Source organism: Ensifer sp. ENS08 (assembly GCF_014852195.1).
GTDB lineage: Bacteria > Pseudomonadota > Alphaproteobacteria > Rhizobiales > Rhizobiaceae > Ensifer > Ensifer adhaerens.
This window is the reverse complement of sequence record NZ_JACVBF010000004.1, coordinates 134,219-157,985: the sequence shown is the minus strand read 5'-3', so window position 1 is coordinate 157,985 and position 23,767 is coordinate 134,219. Positions and strand designations below refer to the sequence as shown.

Annotated in this window: 24 protein-coding genes and 1 tRNA gene; 7 read left to right on the top strand and 18 right to left on the bottom strand. The window is 63.0% G+C overall.

All coding sequences use genetic code 11. The features are described 5' to 3' along the window. Positions 1-149: 149 nt before the first annotated feature. The 6 genes from rlmH to obgE form a co-directional block, all read right to left on the bottom strand. Positions 150-632, bottom strand: coding sequence for a 23S rRNA (pseudouridine(1915)-N(3))-methyltransferase RlmH (gene rlmH / locus IB272_RS12790; protein WP_060521428.1), 483 nt, complete (start codon positions 630-632; stop codon positions 150-152). 263 nt (positions 633-895) lie between these two features. Beyond that, on the bottom strand, positions 896-1,327 hold the full coding sequence (rsfS, locus tag IB272_RS12785; RefSeq protein WP_034802667.1) for a ribosome silencing factor: 432 nt from the start codon (positions 1,325-1,327) through the stop codon (positions 896-898). Between the two features lie 102 nt (positions 1,328-1,429). Then, complete coding sequence (locus IB272_RS12780; protein WP_113135856.1) at positions 1,430-2,038, bottom strand: nicotinate-nucleotide adenylyltransferase; 609 nt, start codon at positions 2,036-2,038, stop codon at positions 1,430-1,432. A 16-nt stretch (positions 2,039-2,054) separates the two neighbouring features. After that, complete coding sequence (locus tag IB272_RS12775) at positions 2,055-3,338, bottom strand: glutamate-5-semialdehyde dehydrogenase (protein WP_060586615.1); 1,284 nt, start codon at positions 3,336-3,338, stop codon at positions 2,055-2,057. After that, the gene (gene proB / locus IB272_RS12770) at positions 3,331-4,500 is read right to left on the bottom strand and encodes a glutamate 5-kinase (RefSeq protein WP_060521426.1); all 1,170 of its coding nucleotides are present in this window, start codon (positions 4,498-4,500) and stop codon (positions 3,331-3,333) included. The genes IB272_RS12775 and proB overlap by 8 nt, the downstream gene beginning before the upstream one ends. A gap of 1 nt (position 4,501) precedes the next feature. Beyond that, on the bottom strand, positions 4,502-5,524 hold the full coding sequence (gene obgE / locus IB272_RS12765; RefSeq protein ID WP_192444451.1) for a GTPase ObgE: 1,023 nt from the start codon (positions 5,522-5,524) through the stop codon (positions 4,502-4,504). Positions 5,525-5,659: 135 nt separating this feature from the next. On the opposite strand from obgE, the gene IB272_RS12760 reads away from it, so the two are divergent. Further along, entirely contained in the window at positions 5,660-6,520 is an 861-nt protein-coding gene (locus IB272_RS12760) for an endonuclease/exonuclease/phosphatase family protein (RefSeq protein ID WP_060586508.1), read from the top strand. A 42-nt stretch (positions 6,521-6,562) separates the two neighbouring features. On the opposite strand, the gene IB272_RS12755 is transcribed toward IB272_RS12760, so the two are convergent. From IB272_RS12755 to rplU, 4 genes are all read right to left on the bottom strand, one after another. Continuing rightward, the gene (locus IB272_RS12755) at positions 6,563-7,147 is read right to left on the bottom strand and encodes a GNAT family N-acetyltransferase (RefSeq protein ID WP_060586506.1); all 585 of its coding nucleotides are present in this window, start codon (positions 7,145-7,147) and stop codon (positions 6,563-6,565) included. Beyond that, positions 7,144-7,776, bottom strand: coding sequence for a GNAT family protein (locus tag IB272_RS12750; protein ID WP_034802649.1), 633 nt, complete (start codon positions 7,774-7,776; stop codon positions 7,144-7,146). Before IB272_RS12750 ends, IB272_RS12755 begins: the two co-directional genes overlap by 4 nt. 126 nt (positions 7,777-7,902) lie before the next feature. Beyond that, positions 7,903-8,172 carry a 50S ribosomal protein L27 gene (gene rpmA / locus IB272_RS12745; RefSeq protein WP_034802646.1) on the bottom strand — a complete coding sequence of 90 codons (270 nt, stop codon included), beginning with the start codon at positions 8,170-8,172 and terminating at the stop codon, positions 7,903-7,905. Between the two features lie 33 nt (positions 8,173-8,205). Continuing rightward, complete coding sequence (gene rplU / locus IB272_RS12740; RefSeq protein WP_034802644.1) at positions 8,206-8,580, bottom strand: 50S ribosomal protein L21; 375 nt, start codon at positions 8,578-8,580, stop codon at positions 8,206-8,208. Positions 8,581-8,875: 295 nt separating this feature from the next. On the opposite strand from rplU, the gene IB272_RS12735 reads away from it, so the two are divergent. Then, positions 8,876-8,965: transfer RNA gene (locus tag IB272_RS12735), tRNA-Ser, on the top strand. Between the two features lie 430 nt (positions 8,966-9,395). Here the strand turns inward: IB272_RS12735 and IB272_RS12730 are convergent. From IB272_RS12730 to IB272_RS12705, 6 genes are all read right to left on the bottom strand, one after another. Further along, entirely contained in the window at positions 9,396-9,893 is a 498-nt protein-coding gene (locus tag IB272_RS12730; RefSeq protein WP_034802641.1) for a hypothetical protein, read from the bottom strand. 92 nt (positions 9,894-9,985) lie between these two features. Beyond that, positions 9,986-11,092 carry a DUF937 domain-containing protein gene (locus IB272_RS12725; protein WP_162733035.1) on the bottom strand — a complete coding sequence of 369 codons (1,107 nt, stop codon included), beginning with the start codon at positions 11,090-11,092 and terminating at the stop codon, positions 9,986-9,988. A 430-nt stretch (positions 11,093-11,522) separates the two neighbouring features. Next, a complete protein-coding gene (locus IB272_RS12720; protein ID WP_192444450.1) occupies positions 11,523-13,199 on the bottom strand; it encodes a flotillin domain-containing protein in 1,677 nt (558 codons plus the stop codon). A gap of 33 nt (positions 13,200-13,232) precedes the next feature. Next, complete coding sequence (locus IB272_RS12715) at positions 13,233-13,862, bottom strand: OB-fold-containig protein (RefSeq protein ID WP_060586478.1); 630 nt, start codon at positions 13,860-13,862, stop codon at positions 13,233-13,235. A 5-nt stretch (positions 13,863-13,867) separates the two neighbouring features. Next, positions 13,868-15,013 (bottom strand): PspA/IM30 family protein, encoded by a 1,146-nt coding sequence (locus IB272_RS12710; RefSeq protein ID WP_246810353.1) that lies wholly within the window; start codon positions 15,011-15,013, stop codon positions 13,868-13,870. Between the two features lie 148 nt (positions 15,014-15,161). Continuing rightward, positions 15,162-15,665 (bottom strand): hypothetical protein, encoded by a 504-nt coding sequence (locus tag IB272_RS12705; protein WP_060586610.1) that lies wholly within the window; start codon positions 15,663-15,665, stop codon positions 15,162-15,164. A gap of 241 nt (positions 15,666-15,906) precedes the next feature. On the opposite strand from IB272_RS12705, the gene IB272_RS12700 reads away from it, so the two are divergent. Then, positions 15,907-16,068: a hypothetical protein gene (locus tag IB272_RS12700; RefSeq protein WP_090295460.1), complete on the top strand. Its 162-nt coding sequence runs from the start codon at positions 15,907-15,909 to the stop codon at positions 16,066-16,068. 490 nt (positions 16,069-16,558) lie between these two features. On the opposite strand, the gene IB272_RS12695 is transcribed toward IB272_RS12700, so the two are convergent. Then, on the bottom strand, positions 16,559-17,869 hold the full coding sequence (locus tag IB272_RS12695) for an amidase (RefSeq protein ID WP_348646786.1): 1,311 nt from the start codon (positions 17,867-17,869) through the stop codon (positions 16,559-16,561). Between the two features lie 262 nt (positions 17,870-18,131). Between IB272_RS12695 and IB272_RS12690 the strand changes: the two genes are divergently transcribed. The 3 genes from IB272_RS12690 (at position 18,132) to IB272_RS12680 (ending at position 22,440) form a co-directional block, all read left to right on the top strand. Then, a complete protein-coding gene (locus IB272_RS12690; RefSeq protein ID WP_060586470.1) occupies positions 18,132-19,697 on the top strand; it encodes an alkaline phosphatase in 1,566 nt (521 codons plus the stop codon). 201 nt (positions 19,698-19,898) lie between these two features. Beyond that, positions 19,899-21,725, top strand: a complete 1,827-nt coding sequence (typA, locus tag IB272_RS12685; protein WP_034802622.1) for a translational GTPase TypA — start codon at positions 19,899-19,901, stop codon at positions 21,723-21,725. Between the two features lie 208 nt (positions 21,726-21,933). Continuing rightward, positions 21,934-22,440, top strand: a complete 507-nt coding sequence (locus IB272_RS12680; protein WP_034802619.1) for a GNAT family N-acetyltransferase — start codon at positions 21,934-21,936, stop codon at positions 22,438-22,440. Between the two features lie 33 nt (positions 22,441-22,473). On the opposite strand, the gene IB272_RS12675 is transcribed toward IB272_RS12680, so the two are convergent. Further along, entirely contained in the window at positions 22,474-23,073 is a 600-nt protein-coding gene (locus tag IB272_RS12675) for a hypothetical protein (protein ID WP_060586468.1), read from the bottom strand. A gap of 160 nt (positions 23,074-23,233) precedes the next feature. On the opposite strand from IB272_RS12675, the gene ppa reads away from it, so the two are divergent. After that, positions 23,234-23,767, top strand: coding sequence for an inorganic diphosphatase (gene ppa, locus IB272_RS12670; protein WP_034802613.1), 534 nt, complete (start codon positions 23,234-23,236; stop codon positions 23,765-23,767).

Genomic DNA, 23,767 nt, shown 5'->3' with positions numbered 1-23,767 from the left:
CTGGTCCTGCCTCGGGGCGTCATCCGTTGCGTGCGTCCATCCGAAAATATGAGGAAAAAACCTAATCTGATTTGGCGCGCACGACCAAGCATATTCTCGTTATCGCCGCGTGTACCGGGAGAGGTTGCCCGAAAAGCAGCCCCGCCGCTTCAGACCCGATGATAGGGGTGGCCGGAGAGAATGGTGACGGCCCGGTAGAGCTGTTCGGCGATCAGGATGCGCACGAGCTGGTGCGGCCAGGTCATCTTTCCAAGGTTCAGCACCGCATCGGCGCGGGCATGAAGGCTCGGATCGAGACCATCGGCGCCACCGATCGCGATCATCAGGTCACGCTTGCCGCTGTCGCGGAACGTGCCGAGAAGCGATGAGAAGCCTTCCGAATCCAGCGCCTTGCCGCGTTCGTCCAAGAGCACGAGCAGACTGCCTTCGGCCAGTGCCTTTTCGAGCTGTGCGGCTTCCTCGCGCTTGCGCGTCTCGGCGTTCGAAGCACGGCTTTCGTTGACTTCGACGACGCGGGAAAGCTCAAGCCCGATCGCCGGACCGGCCTTGGAGAAGCGATCGAGATAACGGGCCGCAAGATCCTTTTCCGGCCCCGCCTTGAGGCGGCCGACTGCGAAAAGTCCGATACGCATGACCTTGTCCGTCCTCGCTTGCGCTGCAACGCGCACTGCATAGTTCCTGAAATCGGGTCGATTCAAGGAGAATCTTATACCGCGTTCCTGGAGCCTTGCAGCGTCGTTGCGCGCCTTGTCCGGTTGACGGGCCTGTAGGTTACGATCAGTCGCAACAAATATCCGGCTGACAACGCCGCCCAAGGCGGCGCCAGCCCTTCACATTCATGCATGACCGCAACTCGGCTCGTCCGGCATTCAGCTGCGCGGCGACCCGGTCGGTCTCAATGCAAGGTGCCGTCCTCGATCTCGGGAGCCGCCCACATCTTCTCGATGTTGTAGAACTCCCGGATTTCCGGCCGGAAGATGTGAACGATCACATCACCGGTGTCGATCAGCACCCAGTCACCGCCTTCCAGACCTTCGACACGGGCATTGCCAAAGCCCCCGTCTTTCAGGTCGGTCGTCAGGTGATCTGCAATGGCCATCACATGCCTGTTCGATCGCCCGGAGACAACGACCATGAAGTCTCCCAGCGCCGACTTTCCGGCAATGTTGATGCTGACGATGTCTTCTGCCTTCGAGTCCTCTAGGCTCTCGAGGACCAGTTGAAGCGCACGGACAGCGGCTTCGTCGCTAGATCCCGTGCTGCGCGGGAATGCGGTAACCGCATATCCCTTGGCGTGTGCTGTTGTCAGGGTCTTTCCTTTCCACATGAACAGAACAGGCACTTCCGATTCGAACAAAGATCGAACCGTCCATGAATGTAGGCATCAAACCGTAGCTGTTTCAAGACAGCAGAACTGAATCCCTGGAAATCATACTCCACCGGCGGCGCGAAGCGCCGTCGAACTCATCGATGAGCGAGGTCCATGGATGAAGGTCCAGGCTGGCGCGCGGTGGAAGGGGAGGCGCCGCGCGTCGTCCTCGTCGATGCGAGCATAGTCGAAGGTTTTCGCCATGCGTGAGGAGAGATAGGCGAGCGTCGAGCCCGGCCGATCGATGACGGCGATCGGGAAAGTGCGGGCGATCTTCTGCCAGTTCTGCCAGCGATGAAAGCTCTTCAGGTTGTCGGCGCCCATGATCCAGACGAAGCGAATGTCGCGGTTTCGCGCCTGCACGATTTCGAGCGTGCGGGCGGTATAGCTCTGCCCCAGAGCCCTCTCGAACGCCGTCACCTTGATGCGCGGGTTGTGCGCGATCGCTTCGCTCATGGCGATGCGGTCGGCAAGCGGCGCCAGATTGTTGTGGTCCTTCAGCGGATTGCCGGGGGTCACCATCCACCAGAGCTGGTCGAGCCCGAGCCGTTGGATCGCCGTGTCGGCAACGAGCACATGGCCTTCATGCGGCGGGTTGAAGGACCCGCCGAAGAGGCCCACCACCATGCCGGCTTCGACATGGGGCATGCGCAGGTAGCGGGCGTTCACCCTGCCTGCCGTCACCTCAGGGCCTGACCTGTCCAGCACCACGCACCCGATACTTGAAAGAGGTCAGCTGTTCGACGCCGACCGGTCCGCGCGCATGCATCTTGCCCGTGGCGATGCCGATTTCACCGCCCATGCCGAATTCGCCGCCATCGGCAAACTGGGTCGAGGCGTTATGCAGCAAGATCGCGGAATCGATCTCCGAGAAGAAGCGCTCGACGACCCCGGGATCCTCGGCGATGACGGCCTCCGTGTGGGCCGACGACCAGGTCCCGATGTGCTCGATCGCACCGGCGATCCCGTCGACCAGCTTCACCGAGATGATGGCGTCGAGATATTCCGTTGCCCAATCCTCGTCGATCGCTTCCTTCAGGCCGTCGACCGCGCCTGAGAGTTCGTCGGAGACGCGTACTTCGCAGCCCGCTGACAGCAGGGCGTTCAGCAGCGGCTTGACCAGTCGGTCGGCGTCGTTGCGGTCGATCAGCAGTGTTTCGGCAGCACCGCAGATACCGGTGCGGCGCATCTTGGCATTGACGACGATCTTTTCCGCCATGGCGAGATCGGCAGAGGCATCGACATAGATGTGGCAGAGGCCTTCGAGATGGGCAAAGACCGGCACGCGCGCTTCGTTCTGCACCCGGGCAACGAGGCTCTTGCCCCCACGCGGTACAATCACATCAATCGTGCCGCCAAGACCCGAGAGCATGGCGCCGACGGCCGCGCGGTCAGAGACCGGCACCATCTGGATCGCATGTTCCGGCAGGCCGGCGGCTTTGAGGCCTTCGACGAGGCAGGCATGGATCGCGCTGGAGGAATGGAAGCTGTCGGAGCCGCCGCGCAGGATCACGGCGTTGCCGGCCTTGAGGCACAGCGCGCCGGCATCAGCCGTCACGTTCGGCCGGCTTTCATAAATGACGCCAATGACGCCGAGCGGCGTGCGCACGCGCTCGATGTGCAGGCCGTTCGGCCGGTCCCATTCGGCAATGATGTCACCGACCGGATCCTTGAACTCGGCAATCGCGCGAATGCCGTTTGCCATGTCGCGGATGCGGCCTTCGCTCAGCGTCAGGCGGTCGATGAAAGAGGCGGCGACGCCGCTTTCTCGGGCGTTTTCAAGGTCGATCGCATTGGCCGCCAGGATCTCGTCCGTGCGGGCGACGATCGCATCGGCCATGGCGATCAGGGCGGCGTGCTTGCGTTCGGCGCTGGCGATGGCAAGCGGTCGGCTGGCGGCCTTGGCGTTGCGGCCGATCTCCAGCATGACGGTCTCGACGTCGCCCTTGTTTTTCACCTCGTCAAGCATGGACTTCATCCTTCCGGCTGCCCTCGGCCTCAGCGCGTTTTCCGGTCATCACCATATCGTCGCGGTGCACCATGGCGGCGCGGCCGGCATAGCCGAGGATCGCGGCGATCTCGGCCGATTTCTTGCCGGCGATCTGGCGGGCTTCGTCGGCATCGTAGCCGGCAAGACCACGGGCGATCTCCCGGCCGGAGGTGCCGAGAATGGCGATGGTGTCACCGCGGCTGAAGCTGCCCGTCACGTCACGGACGCCGGCCGGCAGCAGGCTCTTGCCCGAGCGCAGCGCCTCTTCGGCACCGGCATCGACGGCAAGCGTTCCGGCTGGTAGCAATTGACCGGCAATCCAGGTCTTGCGCGCAGTCACCGGCGAGCCTGATGGTGCGAACCAGGACGAACGGGCGCCGTCCTCGATCGCCGCCAGCGGATGGTTCGGCTTGCCTGAGGCGATGATCATGGCGCAGCCGGCGGTCGTGGCGATCTTGCCGGCATCGATCTTGGTGCGCATGCCGCCGCGCGAAAGCTCGGATGCCGCACCCCCGGCCATGGCCTCGATCTCAGGGGTGATCTCGGCGATCGTTTCGAGGAAGCGGGCGTTCGGGTCGAGATGCGGCGGGGCCGTGTAGAGCCCATCGATATCGGAGAGCAGCACCAGCAAATCGGCGCCGACCATGGTGGCGACGCGGGCGGCGAGGCGATCGTTGTCGCCATAGCGGATTTCTGTGGTCGCGACCGTATCGTTCTCGTTGATGATCGGCACGGCGCCGAGCTTCAGCAGCTGGTTGATGGTGGCGCGGGCGTTCAAGTAGCGGCGGCGCTCTTCCGTGTCGCCGAGTGTCAGCAGCACCTGGCCGGCGACGATGGCATCGGTCGAAAGGCTCTCCGACCAGGCGCGCGCGAGCGCAATCTGGCCGACGGCGGCGGCCGCCTGGCTCTCTTCGAGCTTCAGGGCACCTGCCGGCAGGTTGAGCACGGTACGGCCGAGCGCGATCGCGCCCGAGGAGACGACCAGCACTTCGACGCCCTTGGCCTTGAGGCCAGCGATGTCGGCGCACATGGCGTCAAGCCAGGCCTTCTTCAGCCCGGTGGCGCGGTCGACCAGCAATGCCGACCCGATCTTGATGACGACCCGACGATACTTCAAAAGCGGCTTGCGGGTCTTGGTCATCTCAGAGGTTCTCCTCGCCATAGCCTTCACCGGCCTTGGCGGCGACGATGACGCTGCGCAACGCTCGCAACGCTTCGGTCATGCCCTTGCCGACGGCGGCAGAGAGCAGCAGGGGCTGCTCGCCGCAGGCCTTGGCCAGCGCCTTGGCTTTTATCTTCAGCTCGTCCTCGTCGAGCACGTCGATCTGCGACAGTGCGATGATCTGCGGCTTGTCTTCCAGCCCGCCGCCATAGGCTTCGAGCTCGTGCTTGACCGTCTTATAGGCCTTGGCGACATCTTCCTCCTGGGCGGAGACGAGGTGCAGCAGCACACGCGTGCGCTCGACATGGCCGAGGAAGCGGTCGCCGATGCCCACACCTTCATGCGCACCTTCGATCAGGCCGGGAATGTCGGCGATAATGAACTCGTTGCCGTCGATGGTGGCGACGCCGAGATTGGGATGCAGCGTCGTGAACGGATAGTTGGCGATCTTCGGGCGAGCGCGCGTGCAGGCGGCAAGGAAGGTCGACTTGCCGGCATTCGGCAGACCGACGAGACCGGCATCGGCGATCAGCTTCAGCCGCAGCCAGAGCGTCTTCTCGTCGCCCTCGAGACCGGGGTTGGCCCAGTTCGGCGCCTGGTTGGTCGCGGACTTGAAGCGGGCGTTGCCGAAGCCGCCATTGCCACCGGCGGCCAGCCGATAGCGCTGGCCCTCGGCGACCATGTCGACGATCAGCGTCTCGTTGTCTTCCTCGAAGATCTGGGTGCCGACCGGGACCTTCAGCGTCACGTCGTCGCCGCCGGCGCCGGTGCGGTTGCGGCCCATGCCGTGCTGGCCGGTCTTGGCCTTGAAGTGCTGTTGGTAACGGAAGTCGATGAGCGTGTTCAGACCGTTGACGGCCTCAACCCAGACGTCTCCGCCACGGCCGCCGTCGCCGCCGTCCGGTCCGCCGAACTCGATGAACTTCTCGCGCCGGAACGAGACGGCGCCTGCGCCACCGTCGCCGGAGCGGATATAGACTTTCGTTTCGTCGAGAAATTTCATTGGGCTGCCATCTGTTCGGTGTAAGTGCGCGGTCTTAGAAAGTGTTACAGCGACCTTTGCAGGTCCTAAAGGATGCGCGGCGCTGTAATTTGCCGCCATCGATATAGGCGGTTTATTCGGAGGTCAAAGAATATCGTGCGGTTCGTTAGCTACAACATCCAATACGGCATCGGCCTCGACGGTCGCTTCGATCTCGAGCGTATCGCCGCTTCGATCGGGGACGCCGACATCATCGCGCTTCAGGAAGTGACGCGCGGCTTTCACCGCAACGGCCATGTCGATCTCGTCACCCGCTTCGAAAAGCTGTTTCCCGGCCATTTCTCCGCCTTCCACGCGCCTTGCGACATCGACATCGGTTCGGCGATCGAGGATGGACGCGCCGTCAGCCGCCGCTTCCAGTTCGGCAACATGATCCTGTCGCGCTGGCCGATCCTTGCCACCCGGCTGATCCCCTTGCCGCGCACCCGCACGATCAGCCCGATGAACCTGCAGCGCGGGGCGACGGAAGCGCTGATCGCGACGCCCGACGGTCCGCTTCGGGTCTATTCCGTGCATCTCGATCATGTGCTGCCGGCCGAGCGTATTGCCCAGATCCGTTATCTCAAGGACCGGCTGCTCGGTTATCCGCTCGAAGGCGGCGCGATCACCGGGGCGGCCGATTTCGGCATGGCCGAGCCGCCGCATCCGGAGGACTTCGTCGTCATGGGCGATTTCAACATGGAGCCGGAGACGCCGGAATACTGCGCGATGACCGGCTCGCGTGACGCCTTCTACGGCCGTTCGCTGCGACTTGAGAATCCGGTTGATGCGCTTGCCCATCTCGGCCGCCTGACGCCTGAAAGCTATAGCTGGATCCATCCCGAAAACCCCGAAAAACGCATGCATCTCGACTATTGTTTCTTGAGCGCCGGCCTTGCGTCTCGTCTCAGCGATGCCTGGACCGACTATGAAGCCAAGGGTTCCGACCACCTGCCTGTCGGTTTCACGCTCGCATGACAAAAAAGTCCCCGCGAAGCCCGAGCTTCGCGGGGATGTTCTCTAGTGCGGTCGGCGCAGATCGGCGGCGGTCAGCCGCGTCTCGATATGGGCGACCATGGCGTTGCGCGCGAGCGCATAGACCTGGGCGCAGCCGGTGATCTGGAAGCCGATCTTCTCCTGCACCTTCAGCGATCCCGGATTGTCGGCAAAGACGCCGGAATGCAGGGTCGTTTCGGGCATGCGGCGGAAGAAGCGCTCGACCGCCGCATAGGCAGCCTCCGAGGCAAAGCCCTTGCCCCAGTAGAAGCGGTTCAGCCAGTAGCCGACATGCCATTGGCCGTGGCGGAGCTCGATGCCGACGCAGCCGATGTGCACGTCGTCACCGGTGGTGACGGCGAAGGTCCAGTCTGGCGTCAAACCTGAAGTCTGCGCCGTCAGCCAGTCGAGCGCGTCCTGCTGATCGTAGGGCGCGGGAACGCGCGCCAGCATGCGCGCCACTTGGAAATCGCCGAGCGACTGGGCGATCGCCTCGGCGTCGTTTCGCCGATGCGGGCGTAGAACCAGGCGCTTGGTCTCGATGACCGGGCAGGGGCCGGGACCGGGGCGGGCAACGATCCGCTGGCGTTCGGAAGCGAGCGCGTTCATCGCATGCCTCCCCAGCTTCTCAAGGAGACCCAGGTCTTGCGGTCGAGTCGGTACCATTCGACGGCGATCGAGCCGCCGAGCGCCAGGCTGCCGACCATGCCGCTGCCCTGGAACTGGAAACCGCACTTCTGGATGACCCGGCGCGATGCCAAGTTCATGACCCTGCAGCGCGCATCGATCTGGTCGATGTCGCGGGTGCGGAAGGCCATGTCGGTCAAGACCTGGGCGGCCTCGGTGGCATAGCCCTGGTTCCAATAGGGCTCGCCCAGCCAATAGCCGAGCTCCGCCGTCTTGCCATCGGGATGCGGCTCGATACCGCAACAACCGAGAAATGCGCCATTGTCCGCTTTGGTAATCGCGTAGACGCACTTGCCAATCGTGCCGGCTTTCGCGCGTCGCACGAAGTCGGCGGCATCGGCCGTCGTATACGGGTGCGGCATGCGCGAAACCATGGTCGCGACATTGGCATTGTTGGCAAGATGGGCAAGGGCGTCGATATCGTCTTCATGGGGCGCGCGCAGAACGAGCCGGGGTGACAACAATATCGGGCAATCGGTCCTTGACCGTTGGGGCCTCAGCCTCTGCTCGGGAGACCGGGATTGGTCTTCCCTCAACAACTCGGTTTGCATGGTTTCCTCCAGAAACGAAAAAGGGGAGTTGGGTATTGCCCCATCTCCCCTTTGAAGTCTGGCTTGGAACCATCAGGTGCGTCAGCCGGGTCGATGAGACGCCGGCTGTTTTAGAGCGCTACCGGCTTATTCCGCTGCTTCGGCTTTCGGCATTACAGACACGTACACGCGGCCATTGGCCTTCGTACGGAAGTCCACGTTGCCGGCCGTAAGTGCAAAAATCGTGTGGTCCTTACCGAGGCCGACATTGGCGCCCGGATGCCACTTCGTACCGCGCTGGCGCACGATAATGTTGCCTGCGATGACGTTCTCGCCGCCGAACTTCTTCACGCCAAGGCGCTTGGACTCAGAATCGCGACCGTTACGCGACGAACCGCCAGCTTTTTTGTGTGCCATTGGTGTTCTCCTTTAAACCTTAGATCCCTGAACTCAGTTTGCAGCGGCTTCAGCGGCAGCTTCAGACTTCTTCGAAGCCTTCTTTGCCTTGCCACCGGCAGCAGCGATGTCCAGGATGCGGACGGTCGTCTGGTGCTGGCGGTGACCGCGCGAGCGCTTGGAGTTCTGGCGGCGACGCTTCTTGAAGGCGATGACCTTCTTGGCGCGACCCTGCTCAACAACTTCAGCGCTGACAACGGCGCCTTCGACAAACGGAGCACCGATGGTTGCATCGGCGCCAACGCCGACCATCAGGATCTCGGTGAATTCGATCTTGTCGCCTGCAACGCCTTCCAGCTTTTCGATGGTGAGGACGTCGTTGGCGGCCACGCGGTACTGCTTACCGCCGGTCTTGATGACTGCGAACATTTTTTATCCTTTCATGTTCGATCCGGCTCTCTGCCCGAAGACAAGGCCGTCTTTTTCTCAGTCGACAGTTGAGTGGATCTCCTTTTCGGATATCCACCGGTGAATGGGCGCAAATCGCACCCGCTGCGGTGAAGCTAGGCCACACCACTTCATTGCGCGGATTACAAGGATTTGCACAGGCGTGTCAAGGCGAAAGCAACGAGGCCGTTACATATTCTTCAAACAAGGCCCTTGCCAGCACCCGAATCTGCCGCTATGAACCCGACCGCGCCGAACAAGCGCCGACCAGCAAAGCGGAGAGGTGGCTGAGTGGTCGAAAGCACCGCACTCGAAATGCGGCGTACGGGCAACCGTACCGTGGGTTCGAATCCCACCCTCTCCGCCATAATCTATCTCACCACCATGTGCTATGCGAAGCAGCCCGACTTCAGGGCGGTTCACGGAAGCTTCCGGGGTTCGTTGTTTAAACGCGCGTCTCTATCAACTCGACTTCGGCGTCCAGGAAACAAAATCGCCAGCAGGCTCGATATCTGTTTCAGGATGGGGGCGGGCACGTTCCTGTTGTGTCGGAGGCGGGGCGATCGATCGTTCTCCTTGCCAGCGGTCATCCGGCGCTTCCGATAGCCCACCCTGATATGGCGATCGCGGGTCGTGCGCCGCGTCAAAGGGTGACCCATCTGACAACGATGTCGCGGCGTTGTCGCCAGCGATTGCGGTTTGCCGAACTATAGCCATCGATGCCCTTGCGAACCGGGCAAGGGCGTCGGCGGCCGGGCTGACGGCACGTTCGTGCTTCCGCGGCGAAACGCAGCTGCCTAGGCGACTTTCAGCGCCGCGGAAATTTCCGACAAGGTGGCCTTCTCCGCATCGCTGACAGCGACGCCGCCGAAGCCCAGGAAGCCGCCTTCCTTGGCGGCTTCCGCCACCTTCTGGCTGATCTGGTATAGCCATGTGCTGAAGGCTGCGACATCACCCTGCGCCTTGGTCTCGACGAGTGTCCGGGCCTGATTCAGCGTTTCAATGCATCTGGCCTTCATGTCCTCCGGCTTGGCACCCTTGAGTTTCGTCTGCAGCCCATCGCGAGCGGCGGTCCGGCCCTCCGAGGTTTCGAAGTCGGCGACCAGCGCCTTGACGAGCGGGCTTGCTGCGGCATCGGCTTTTGCCTGCAGAAGTGCGCTGCTGTTGGCGATGCCTTCCTTCATCATCCCCCAGAGGCCGCTCGGCTCCGCGGCCGTCACGGCAATGCCGGCCATCATCACGCTCTCCAGGAGCAGCGTCCATTCTTCCGGGGTGAATGTCGATTTGTCGGCCATGGCCGTCTTCCTTCCTATCCGGTTTCGTCGATGACAATCGCCAACGGTCCGTGCGGAATGCAGGGCCGGCAGCTCATGCTTGGGCTGGTTCTTCAGGTCGCCAGTGAGGCGAGCTTGGTCTTCAATGCATCGATTGCGGGTTTCACGATGTCGGAAGCGCCGGGTATCGCCAGCACCTTGTCGAAAAGCCCGTTGAGCGTTGGCATCATCGGCCCGACGAGCGCGGAAAGGGCTGCCTTCTGTTCGGCAGACAGTTGCCCGGTGGCGCCCGTGACTTTGTCGAGCCCGGCTGAAATCTCCTCCAGTTTCGGCAGGGCGGCCGTGGCCGAGGCGGCGTCCGTGACACCGGTCAGCGTTGTCTGCAAGCTCGCCATGCTGTCCTGGACCTGCCGGCCGATGTCGACCCCGGCGACCGTCAAGCTTTGCCCCGCCGTGCCAGCCTGTGGCGCGACCTCTCCGCTCGGTCTGCCGAACAGATAGAAGAGCACGGCTGCAAGCGCGAGTACGGCAATCACCCAGTAGAGCCAGTTGCGCGACCCGGACGGCGTCGCCGCCTCGGCTGCGCGCTGACCGGCTCCACCGACGGACGAAGCCGCTGTCGCGGCGCTGCGGGCGACCTGGCTCGCCGAGGCCGCGGCAGACTGTGCCGAAGCGCCGAACCCGCCGAGCAAGCCTGTTCCGCCAAGCAGTTCTCTTGCGCCGGAGGGCAGGGCGGCCGCGATGTTGTCCTTCTGGCTCGCGAGCAGTCCGGCGATGCCATTGGCGCTGAGATCGCCGCCGCTCTGCCGGGCAAGGCCACCCAGCACGAGGGGAGCAAGCGTCGCCAGCAACGAACCGCTCGCCCGCGTGTCCATGCCGGAGATCCCGCCGATGGCGTTAGCAAGCGCACTGCCGTCCTTCGCCCCGAAGATTGACGAAATGATCTGTGACCCGTTCTGGCTAAGCGTCGCCTGATCGCCTCCCTGAAGCATCCCGATGAGACTGTCGAGCGATCCGCCCTGTTGACTGGCGGTATCGGCGATCTTCTGCGCCCCGCCCGGTTGCGCGGCGACACCCGTCAGTCCCGCCAGCACCGCGGGAATGGCGGCGCTGACGGCGCCCTGCACCTTGCTGCTGTCGAGCCCGAGCGCCGAAGCGATGCGTGCGATCATGTCAGGGGTAAGCATCTGCGCGATATACGAAACAAGATTGCTGGCCATTGGCTTTTCCTCCACGTTGATGTCGTCGGACATCGACGGCGCTCATGGAGCGGTCGTCCGACGGCGCGGCAATTGGCTGCAAGCAATTCGCGTTTATCTGATTGTCGGCCGCGAGGCGGGTTCCTCTGGAACCTTCGGCCCAAAAATATTAGCACTTGTGGATGTAAATGGCCAGTTCTCGGCAACTTGCGGAAACGGCAGAACGCGGTGCATTGAACACGCGCGCTAGTGCGCCAGCATGTTGAGCGGCCCGTGACCCGGCAGCCGAGGCAGGACGGAAGAAGGCGGACCGTCGGCCGCAGGGCCGGTTTAAGGGTCGCGACGACAGCGCCGCAGGGTGCTTGCGGTCACGCGCGGGCCGGCCTGACCTGATGCCCGCACCCATAGTCTGATCCCCGGCCGCGAGGCCAGGGATCCCGTCGGTTTCGCATTACTTCTTCGGCGATTTCTCCGCCGGCGGCGGTGCCGCCTGCAGGTTGCCGAGCAGCGGTGAGATGGCATTTTCACCGTTGAAGCCGGCTTCCTTCAGCAGTTGGTCGACGATCGGCTTGTTGGCCTGGTAGGACAGGAGCTGGCCCGCCAACCCGTCGCCAAGGCCGATGCCGTTGGCAGCACCGTCGCGGCCGCCGTTGCGGCCGAGCATGCCGCCGGTGTCGAAGATGCGGATGTCGGAGATCTTCTCGATCGGCTTGACCGCTTCGGCGAGTGCTTCGGGAATGATGCGGATGCGTTCGCGCAGGATCTCGAACTCGATGATGGCGGAGCTCAGCTTGTTGCGGGCTTCGTTGAGCAGCGCCTCGCTCTCGGCTGCGGCCTTGCCGGTTTCGAGCACGCCCTTCGCCTTGATGATCGCGGCGTCGGCCTCGGCAGTGGCCAGCGTCTTGATCGCATCGGCCTGGTCGAGGGCCGCCTGCTTTTCGGCTTCGGCGCCGACGGTCACGGCGGTCGCTTCGGTTTCGGCGTTCTTGCGGGCGTCGATAACGGCGATCTGGCGTTCGCGTTCGGCGATTTCCACGGCCTTTGCCGTCTCCACCTTTTCTTCCGCGGCGATGGCGAGCGCGCGGGCGGTTTCAGCCTGGGCCTTCGCCTCGGACTCTTCCCGGCTCTTGTTGGCAACCGCGATGGCGCTTTCCTGCGAAACGATCTGCAGGTCACGGCGGGCTTCCGTGTCGCGCTGCTGCACGGCGCGGGTGGCGTCGATGTTGGCGCTTTCACGCGCCTGCTTGGCAAGTGCCTCGCGTTCGGCGATTGCCTGTTCGGCGGCGATGCGAGCTTCTTCCTCGGCGCGCTTGGCCGCCTGTTCCTGCTGCGCGGTTTCGGCGCGGGTGGCGGCCGACTTGTTGGCGATGTCGCGTTCCTGGTTCAGCTCCGCCTCGCGCTTGGTGCGCTCGATCGTCAGCGATTGCTGGCGGGCTTCCAGATCCTTCTGGGCGATCGCGACTTCGGTATCGCGCACGATCTCGTTGCGCTCCTTCTTGCGGCCCTCGGTAATGCGGGTCAGCGCCGCAAGACCATGCGCGTCGAAGAAGTTGTTGGCGTTGAAGTGCTTGATATCCGTCTGGTCGAGACGGGTCAGCGAAACGGATTCGAGTTCGAGACCGTTCGACTGCAGGTCGGCGCCGACCGCTTCTTGCACCGCCTTGACGAAATCCATGCGCTGTTCCTGCAGCGCGTCGAGGCTCATGGTGGCGGCGACCGAGCGCAGACCGTCGACGAACTTGGCCTCGATCAGTACGCGCAGCTGCTCGGCATCGTTGGTACGGTCGCCGAGTGTCTGGGCTGCAAGCGCGATCGAGGAGGCATCGGGCTTCACGCGGACATAGAATTCCGCGCCGATATCGACGCGCATGCGGTCCTTGGTGATCAGCGCGTCGCCTTCGCCACGACGGACTTCAAGGCGCAGCGTCTTCAGGTTGACGCGGGCGATCGAGTGGAAGATCGGCAGCACGATGGAGCCGCCGTCGAGGACCACCTTCTGGCCGCCAAGGCCCGTGCGCACATAGGCTTCGTCGCGGCTCGAGCGGGTATAGAGCGATGCAAGAACAAAGCCGATGCCGAGGATCAGGACGATGCCGATGCCGGCCGGCACCAAGAGTTCATAAAACATGGTTGCTCCGTGAGACTTTAAGACGTGGGAATTTTAAGGATTGGGCGGCGTCAGCAGGTCTGCCGGCGCCGATATCGCAATGAAAATGTTGGAAACGCGGTCGACGACGAGCACCTGCGCGCCGATGGCGATCGGTTGCTCGTTGCGGGCGGCGCGCGCGCGCAGCACATGCCAGTTGCCGTGGCGATCCTTGAGGCGGATGCGTCCCGGCAGGCCCTGGTCCAGTGGGCCGACGGTGACTTCGCCGCTGCGGCCGACGAAATCGCCGAGATCGACGGCATAGCTTTCGTCACGCGGCACGATCTTTGCCACCCATCGGCTCGACATCCGAACTGCGGGCAGCGAGACGGCGAGTGCCGGTAGCGCCGCGACAAGGGCAGGCAGCGGCGCCCACAGGGCCCCAGCCACCGCCTGGATGACAAAACCGATCATCGCGAAGAGGCCGAGGAAAAGCATCAGCAGCACGAGCAGCGGTACGCCGCCGACATTGAACCAGGACATCAGCCCGCCCAATGCGTTGTGGTCGTCCAGCCAGGCCTTGTCGATCGCCTCGCCCAGTGAGAAGCCGAGCAGCAGGCAGAGGAGCTCGATGCCGGTGAAGGCGGCCAACATCACCGCCGCAACCGCGAAGGGTAGGGATTCCGGGGCGAGGAAGAACAGCATCGGCGTCAGTGCTGCTTTGCCTTGAGTGAGGCCAGTCTCGCCTCGATTGCCCGGTCGCGATGCAGGCGGTCGAGTTCGTCCAGCTCGGCGCTGCTGCCGTGTTCTCCGCCCGGTACGCCCGTGGCGCGGGAGACGGCGGCAGCGGCGCGGGCGGCACCGTCCACCGGACTGGGCTTCGCCAGGCCCGAAACCTTGCTCTCGGGGAACTGGGCGATGCTGCGCTTGAGATCGGCGAGCCGCGCCTCGGCCTCGCGGCGGGTGGCAAGCACCGCCTGCAGCGCCTGCTGGCCCTCTTCGAGATCGGTGCGGGCGCCGGCGAGCGCCTTGTCCAGCGCGGCCAGCTGCGATTCCAGGTCGATCTGGCGGGCGACGCCGGCCTTGGCAAGGTCTTCCCGGGCGGCAGAGATGGCGGTGCTGATCTTTTCGTCCAGCTTTTCGAGATCGGCCCCGATTTCGTCGCGGCGGCTGAGGATGCGATACTCCTCGGCGCGTGCCTGGCCGATATCGACCCGGGCCTCTTCGGCGGCCGCGTCGATTTCGCGGAGCGCCTGTTCGACGATCACGATCTTGTTGCTGCCTTCCGCCTTGTCGACGGCGGCATTGGCGAGACCGGCGATCAAGCGGCCCATACGGGATAGGATGCCTTCATTCGTCATCATTTTCTTCTCCGTTCGGTCGGAATGCGTGGTGACGCCAATGTGGATCTGATAGCCGCCGTGCTGTGCAACGAGCTGGGCGGCGAAGATATTCAGAGTGCCCGGCGAATAGCCGGCGACGTCGTATGGGATCGCGACGCGACCACGCACGGTGGCGACGGTCAGGTCCGACGGTCCCTTGATTGCGAAAAGCTTGTCGTCCAGCGGCAGCCTTTCGGCATTGGCCTGCTGTCCGCGGTTTGCCGCGAAGTCACGCAGTCCAAGCGTGACCATGCGCGCCGGAAGCCCGGTGCGCTCCCGGACCGTTTCGTAGGCAAGTTCATGCAACGTTACGAGATTGGCGCCCGCCTTTTCGCCGGCGAGTTCATCGAGCATCGCCAGCATGTCGCCGTAGGCAACGAAGGTTTCTTCCAGCGCACGTCTGGCCTCCGCGTCCGGCGCGAGATCGTAGTACAAGATCGACGTGTGGTTGCCCTGAGCCATGAGCAATAACATAAAGCACCACTTTCGTGCTTTCAAGGATTGGCTCAGGTTTAAGTTGCAATTTTCTTCTGCTGAACGCGCGCAACGGTCGTGCGCCGGCAATGCGGGTTGCAGCGGGCGGAAGAGGGGCGCGTTGAAAGCGGACGATTGTCCGGCGGGTTCACTCCGCCGCGTTGTTGCGCAACCAGGTTTCCAGCGCGGCAATCACCGAGAGCCGCAGGCTTGCGCCCTTGGACAGCGCGCGGGTGAGGGACAGGTCGTCGCCGGCAAATCCCATCTCGGCCATGATGTCGTTCGCCCGCATCCGGCGGCGATTCATGATCGTGCGGATTTCGGCGATCGTTTCGGGGAGCAGGTAGCGACCGCTGGCAATCGCGGGGGGCGCTACGAGCGGCGGATCGATATGAGCGTGTGGGGCAAGCCCGTCCGGGCCGCCATTGCTGCTCAGCCACTTGAGGAACGTTTCACGCTCGGTGGGGCTTGCCTTGGTCCAGGAATTCTTGAGCTTGTCGAGGCGCGTGCGCTCGTCCTTAAGCCCTGCCGCGATAAGCGCCTTGCGCAGCGACGGGATGCGGCCGGCGATCAGATCCGCATGGATGTCGGGAAAATCGAGTTTCAGGCGCTGCACGTCCGCGGTTTCGTCGCTCTTGGTTTTCTTCGACATGCTCATTCCCGCGTCGTTCGTCGGCGACATGCTCTAGCGTGCTCGTACGCCCGGCGCGAGCGAAATAGGTCGCTATCCTCTATCCTTTGTCAGTCGACCCCGTTAGGGAGCGCATGGAGAATAACGCGACGCTGCGTGCTGTGCCCTTCGCCTGATGTCATGCATCCAGCTTTACGCAAGTCCCTTCGCCTATAGTCACCTCAATGGCCGGGATGTGACACGGCGAATGAAGGACAATGATATGTCAAACGATATCGAGCATTACCGCGACCCATCCGACAAGATGGTTGCCCTCTATCTCGCGAACAATGACGGCGACGAACTGACCGATGTCTTGGTCGCCGCGCTTGAAGATGCCTTCCGCATCCTCCGTGACGAGATCTCCGGCGAAACGATGCATTGAGCGGAGCGCGTCTCCTCCACGAACTATTTTTCGAACGTAATCCACCATCGGTTGCGAATCGAATCAGGGATGTCCTGTTCTGACCGGGTTCCAATCGGCGACGCGTCGGATGTCGGGAGAGTTCGCGGCCACGTATCGCTTGCGCTAGGGGAGACGCACAAGCATGACATTTTCTATCTGGCATACGGTCATAGCGCTGCTGATTATCGGCGCACCGGTCTGGCTGATCCTTCGGGCCTCGAAGCGCTCACGCTAAAGCGCGTCGCAGATCAAGTCTGCTTCATCGCATATCGCTGTCGCAAAATCGGCGCGCACATCGCTCGGCATGCTTGGCGCATCAAGGCGCGAGCGATTGGCCGTAGAGAACAAGGCGTTGCGGGGTTCCGATTTCAACGGGATCCATGCCCGCTTGATGTCCTCATCGACGACGACTGCCGAACCGGCCTGCTTGCAGGCCGGTGATTCATTCGATGACCATCGGGCGCGCCGTTCAAGCTTCCTGAAGCAGCGCCTCGGCTGAAAGGGCTGCCGCCAGTACGGTCGCATCGGTTCCGTTTCTCCCAACCAGCATCAGTCCGGCCGGCCGCACAAGGCCCGGCATCGGCAGGGTGATAGCGGTGAGATCGAACTGGTTGGCGACCTGGCAGTTGCGCAGCAGCAGGCTCTCCACGCGGTCGTATTCCGCCGCGTCGGTGTCGACGCTTGCGATGGACACGGCCGCAATCGGCGTCGTCGGCAGTGCGATGAGATCGTAGGGCGAGAGCCGCTCGTCCATGGCGGCGGCGAGCCCATGCCGGGTTTGCAGCAGGGCCGAGATCGCCGCGTCGGGCACCAAAAGCCGGCGGCGAAGCGAGAACTTGACCCTTTCGTCGACTGGGGCGGCTGCATCACCCAGCCATCCGGCGTGGACGCGGCTTGCCTCCAGGCCCGCAATCGAGCCGATCCGCGTCGCTTGGCCGAGCTTCTCGATCAAGTCATCGATGGTGCAGTCGACGATCTTGGCACCCGCTTGGGCCAGTCGGTCGAGGCTTGCCGCAAAGGCGTCGGCGACTTCGGGGGAGAGGTCTTCAAACAGCCTGCCACGGGGGATGCCGATACGAAGGCCTGCGACAGGACGGGCGACAAGCGGCCTTGGCTGCTCGCCGGCCATCACAGCATCGGTCGTCGCACAATCGGCAACGGTCCGGGCGAGCGGCCCGAGCGAATCCAGAACCGGCGAGAGCGGAAAGGCGCCATCGAGCGGGATGCGGTTCGCCGTCGGCTTGAAGCCGACGATGCCGTTCAGCGCCGCGGGGATGCGGATCGAGCCACCGGTATCTGAACCGATGGCAATATCACAGGTGCCTTCTGCTGCCGACACGCCAGCGCCCGAGGATGAACCGCCGGGGATCAGGCTTTCGTCGGTGGCGTTGCCGGGTACCGGGTAGTGCGGATTGAGCCCGACCGCCGTGAAGGCGAATTCGGTCATATGCGTCTTGCCGATAATGACCGCACCGGCAGCACGCAGCCGCTGGACAACGAGCGCGTCTTTTTGGGCCGGCGGCGCGTCGCGGCGGATGATGGAGCCGGCAAGCGTCGGTTCGCCGGCGATATCCAACAGGTCCTTGATTGAAACGATCTTGCCGTCGAGCGGCCCAAGGCCGTCCCCCGCCTGCCGGCGGCGGTCGGCCGCGTCTGCCTCGCTCCGCGCGCTCTCTTGGTAGAGACGGACAAAAGCCTTTTCCTCGCGCCGACGATTGTTGAGCCGGCTCATGATCTGTTCCAGGCGGTCGCGGACGGAGACGTTGGCGGCATGGGACACGATGATCACCTGTCGATTTGTGTGGCCACCGAACGGGGGCAGGAGGCGGGTTCGTTGCCCGGATTCACCAAGGCTAACGCTGATCGCCTTTGATAACAGCATTGGCGGCGTTTGCCATCGTCCCATTGTCGCCGCGGCCACTCCGGCCTTCACCGAACTGTCGCCAAACCGTTCAAATAGTTTCATGCGGCTGTTACGTCGCTGACACCCAGATGACCAAAGGTCCGGCACGCGCGGTGGCGCTGCCGAATCGGAGGTCTGTTTGGCCGATATCCTCAAGACGCTTTCGAGGCGTTCTTTCCTGCTTTCCGCCGGTGCCGCGGGCTTCGTGGCCTCATCCGGTCTTGCGACACCCTTTTATGCACGCGGCTACGGCCGGCCGGAATTCATTCACGGCGTGCAATCGGGCGATGTCGATACGTCCTCCGGCATGATCTGGACACGGGTGGATCGCCCGTCGAAGGTGTCGGTCGAATACTCGACCACCGAGAGCTTCTCTAACCCCCTTCGCCTTGCCGATCTGACGGCGACGCCGCAGACGGATTGCGCGATCAAATGTTCGCTCGACGGGCTGCTGCCGGACCAGGATATCTTCTACCGCTTCACCGCCACGGATCTCTACGACGTCAACCGCGTCTCCGCGCCGGTCACCGGCCGGTTTCGCACCGCCCCCTTGCGCAAGCGCTCGATCCGCTTCGTCTGGTCTGGCGACACGGCCGGGCAGGGCTGGGGCATTGATGATGTCGGCATGAAGACCTATTCGACCATGCGCCAGCACGAGCCGGACTTCTTCATTCATTCCGGTGACACGATCTATGCCGATAACCCGATCCCTGACGAGATAGCGCTACGTGATGGCGGTGTCTGGAAGAACCGCGTGGTGACGCATGAGAAGCGTGACGTGGCGCGGACGCTGGAAGAATATCGCGGGCAATGGAAATACAATCTGCTCGACGAGCATGTGCGGCAACTCAACGCCGTGTGCCCCACTTTCTATCAATGGGACGACCACGAGGTGCTGAACAACTGGTCGGCCTCGACCGACCTGCGCGACGACGCGCGCTATCCGGAAAAGGATGTTGCCGTCTATGCCGAGCGGGCGGCGCGGGCGTTCCACGAGATGACGCCGATCCGCATGCCGGCAACGCAGCCCGGCCGCATCTTCCGCAAGATCGGCTATGGTCCGTTGCTCGACGTGTTCTTCGTTGACCTCAGATCCTATCGCGGCGCCAACCAGGGAGAAGACGGCGGCGGCGCCCTGTTCGGCTGGCGGCAGGTCGACTGGCTTAAGCGCGAACTTGCTGCCTCGCGGGCCACCTGGAAGGTGATCGCCTGCGACATGCCGATCGGTCTCGTCGTCTGGGACGATTACACCAACCGGCGCGGCTCGGACGCGATCGCCAACGGCGACAACGGTCCGCCCGCGGGGCGCGAACGCGAATTTGCCGATCTCCTGCGCTTCGTCCGCGACAACGGCATCGACAACCTCGTCTGGCTGACGGCGGACGTGCACTACACCGCCGCGCATCACTACGATCCGGGGCGCGGCGCATTCAAGGATTTCACGCCGTTCTGGGAGTTCGTGTCCGGTCCACTGCATTCCGGCACCTATGGGCCGAAGGACCTCGACATGACCTTCGGGCCGGAGGTTCGCTTCATCAAGGCATCCGGCGGCGGCATCGACCAGAACCTGCCGCCATCGGCTGGTCTGCAGTTTTTCGGCATCGTCGATATCAACGGCCAGACGCAGCAGATGACGGTGCGGCTGATGGACCGGCAGGACCAGGAACTCTGGCGCGTGACGCTCGATCCGGCCGCAATTGCATGAGGAATTCGGTCGCGGCCAACAGCTTTGCAAACGGCGTTCGCGAGACCCCTGACGAGTGCAAACCCATGGCCTACCGGCATTTGAACACGACGCTCATGCGCGCGCCCCCCTTTCGCAATCGCAAAAAAACCTGTATGAGCGCGACCATTGAAAAAGCGGCGTGGCCCATCGGGGCTTGCCCTGAACCTTCCGAGACGAAAAATGAGCATTCGTAACATCGCGATTATCGCGCACGTCGACCATGGGAAAACGACCCTTGTTGACGAGCTCCTGAAGCAGTCGGGCTCGTTCCGCGAAAACCAGCGCGTTGCCGAACGCGTCATGGACTCCAACGACATCGAAAAAGAACGCGGCATCACCATCCTCGCCAAGGCGACTTCGGTCGAATGGAAGGGCGTGCGCATCAACATCGTCGACACCCCCGGCCACGCCGACTTCGGCGGTGAAGTCGAGCGCATCCTGTCGATGGTGGACGGCGCCATCGTTCTCGTCGACGCTTCCGAGGGCCCGATGCCGCAGACGAAGTTCGTCGTCGGCAAGGCGCTGAAGGTCGGCTTGAAGCCGATCGTCGCGATCAACAAGATCGACCGCCCGGACGGCCGCCACGAAGAAGTCATCAACGAAGTCTTCGACCTCTTCGCCAACCTCGACGCCTCTGACGAGCAGCTCGACTTCCCGATCCTCTACGGTTCGGGCCGCGATGGCTGGATGAACGTCAACCCGGAAGGTCCGAAGGACCAGGGCATGGCGCCGCTGCTCGACCTGGTGCTGCAGCACGTGCCGGAGCCGACGGTTGCCGAAGGCCCGTTCCGTATGATCGGCACGATCCTCGAAGCCAACCCCTTCCTCGGCCGCATCATCACCGGTCGCGTTCACTCGGGCACCGTCAAGCCGAACCAGGCCGTCAAGGTTCTCGGCCAGGATGGCAAGCTGCTTGAAACCGGCCGTATCTCGAAGATCCTCGCCTTCCGCGGCATCGAGCGTCAGCCGATCGAAGAAGCGCAGGCAGGCGACATCGTTGCGATCGCCGGCCTTACCAAGGGCACCGTCGCCGACACCTTCTGCGATCCGTCGGTCGCCGAAGCGCTGACCGCGCAGCCGATCGACCCGCCGACCGTCACCATGTCCTTCATCGTCAACGACAGCCCGCTTGCCGGCACCGAAGGCGACAAGGTCACGAGCCGCGTCATCCGCGACCGCCTGTTCAAGGAAGCCGAAGGCAACGTTGCGCTGAAGATCGAAGAATCCTCGGAAAAGGACTCCTTCTTCGTATCGGGCCGCGGCGAACTGCAGCTTGCGGTTCTCATCGAAACCATGCGTCGTGAAGGCTTCGAGCTTGCCGTTTCGCGTCCGCGCGTCGTCATGCACAAGGATGACAACGGCCAGATGCTCGAGCCGATCGAAGAAGTCGTGATCGACGTCGACGAAGAGCATTCGGGCGTCGTCGTGCAGAAGATGTCCGAGCGCAAGGCCGAGATGGTCGAACTGCGTCCGTCTGGCGGCAATCGCGTCCGTCTGGTGTTCTTCGCTCCGACCCGCGGCCTCATCGGCTACCAGTCGGAACTTTTGACCGATACCCGCGGCACGGCGATCATGAACCGCCTGTTCCACGCCTACCAGCCCTACAAGGGCGAGATCGGTGGTCGCGTCAACGGCGTTCTGCTTTCGAACGACGCCGGTGAATCGGTTGCCTACGCGATGTTCAACCTGGAAGACCGCGGCCCGATGATCATCGACGCCGGCGAGAAGGTCTATGCCGGCATGATCATCGGCATCCACACCCGCGACAACGATCTCGAAGTGAACGTGCTCAAGGGCAAGAAGCTCACCAACATGCGCGCCGCCGGCAAGGACGAAGCTGTTCGCCTGACGCCGCCGATCCGCATGACGCTGGAGCGCGCGCTCTCCTGGATCCAGGACGACGAGCTGGTCGAAGTGACGCCGAAGTCGATCCGTCTTCGCAAGCTGCACCTCGACCCGAACGATCGCAAGCGCTTCGAAAAGGCCCGCACGGCTGGCGCTGCCTGATCGATCCTGATCGATCCTACGACTTTCAGAAAAACCCCGGAGCGATCCGGGGTTTTTTGCTGTGTGTGCCACCGATGGGCGACTTGCGGATAAAGTTAAAAAGGCGTTAACCTTCCATTGGGTGCCGTTAAAGTTGCCTGTGGGTTAACGCAGGCTGGCAACCGGGCGGGATTCCTGTTCGCCTTGTGTGTGTTTAGAGTCGCGAGTCATGAAGACTGTTTCGATAGAGATTCGGCCCGGAGAGCCGCAGGAAGCGTCGGCAATTGCCGATGTGCACCGCGTTTCGTGGCTGCAGACCTATGGCGGTCTCATTCCCCATCGTCCGCTCGTTCAGATGGTCAATCGCCGTGACGAGACCTGGTGGCGCAAGGCGACCCGCGGTCCTGCCACGCTGCTCGTCGTCGACGTCGCCGGAACCATCGCCGGCTACGCAACGCTCGGCCTCAGCCGCGCCAAGGCCCTGCCGCAGGAAGGCGAGATCTACGAGATCTACCTGAGGCCGGAATACCAGGGCATCGGCCTCGGGCGCATTCTCTTCGGCGAGGCCAAGAGCCTGCTGCGTTCGCTCGGCTGCCGTGGCCTCGTCGTCTGGTGCCTCGAAGACAGCGAGCATGCCTACCAGTTCTTCCAGGGTGCCGGCGGCACCGATATCGCCGAAGGCATGGAAGATTTCGGCGACAAGCACCTGAAGAAGGTCGGCTTCGCCTGGAACTAGGCCCGACGCCTCCGCGACACTGAAATCAAAGACTTACTCAGGCAGTTCGTTGTTGGGATCGGCCGCCTTGTCGCCCCGCGCGCCGTGATAGGCGGGCTTGTCGACGCCGCAGCGGAAGGTCGGTGCCACCTCGTCGGCGATCTTGCGGGCGAGCGCATTCGGATCGGGATTGGCAAGCGCATCGACATAGCCGGCGACGCAGCCCTTGCCGTCATCTTTCTCGGCCACCTTGGAAATGACGAGCACCTGCCCCTGAAGTGCAGGAACCGAAGCGCCGGACGCGTCCGTGTTCTCGATGAACCAGCGCAGGATCGTCGCTACGGCCTTGCCATCCTTGGCAACCCGCCACTCCACGGTCGTGCCGGCGTGGTTGAATGGAATGAAACTCTCGAAAGCGTCGTCGGCATAGCGCTGGTTCAGGTGACCGAACGAGACACTCTGGCGGATGTCGGCTTCCTTGAAGCGAACGGGATAGTCCGCATGACCAGGGCAAGTCATCAACGCGTACATGCCCTCTTCTTCGGCGATCGTCTTGCACTTGTCGCGGCCGATGTCGGTATAGACGCTCTCATTGGCCAAGACGGGGCCGGCGGACAAAAGCACCAGCGCCAGGCATGCAACCCTTCCGTTCATACGAAACTCCCTCAAACGCGATTGGCAGACCTGTAGAGGTCGATGGGCAGGCGCAAAACGACCGGTTGAATCTGCGCTACGGACGAAAGTTATGTTGCATCGCGGCATGTTTCCCTTTATCCGACGGGCAAACTTCTCAAACCGACCCTGGAGTAGATCCATGCGCATCGACGCGATTTCCATCGGAAAGAATCCACCAGAAGATGTCAACGTGATCGTTGAGGTTCCCGTCGGCGGCCATCCGATCAAGTACGAGATGGACAAGGAAGCCGGCACGCTGGTCGTCGACCGCTTCCTCTATACGCCGATGACCTATCCGGGCAACTACGGCTTCGTGCCGCATACGCTCTCGGACGATGGCGATCCGATCGACGTTCTGATCTGCAACACCCGTCCGCTGGTTCCGGGTTGCGTCATCAATGTGCGCCCGATCGGCGTGATGATGATGGAAGACAATTCCGGTCAGGACGAGAAGATCATCGCCGTTCCGTCGGGTCACCTGACGCAGCGCTACGACAAGGTTCACGAATACACCGACCTGCCGGAAATCACGCTGAAGCAGATCGAGCACTTCTTCGAGCACTACAAGGATCTGGAGCCCGGCAAGTGGGTGAAGATCTACGGCTGGAAGGATGCTTCCACCGCCCGCCAGCTGATCAAGGAAGCCGTCGAGCGCGCCAAGGGCGCCAAGTAA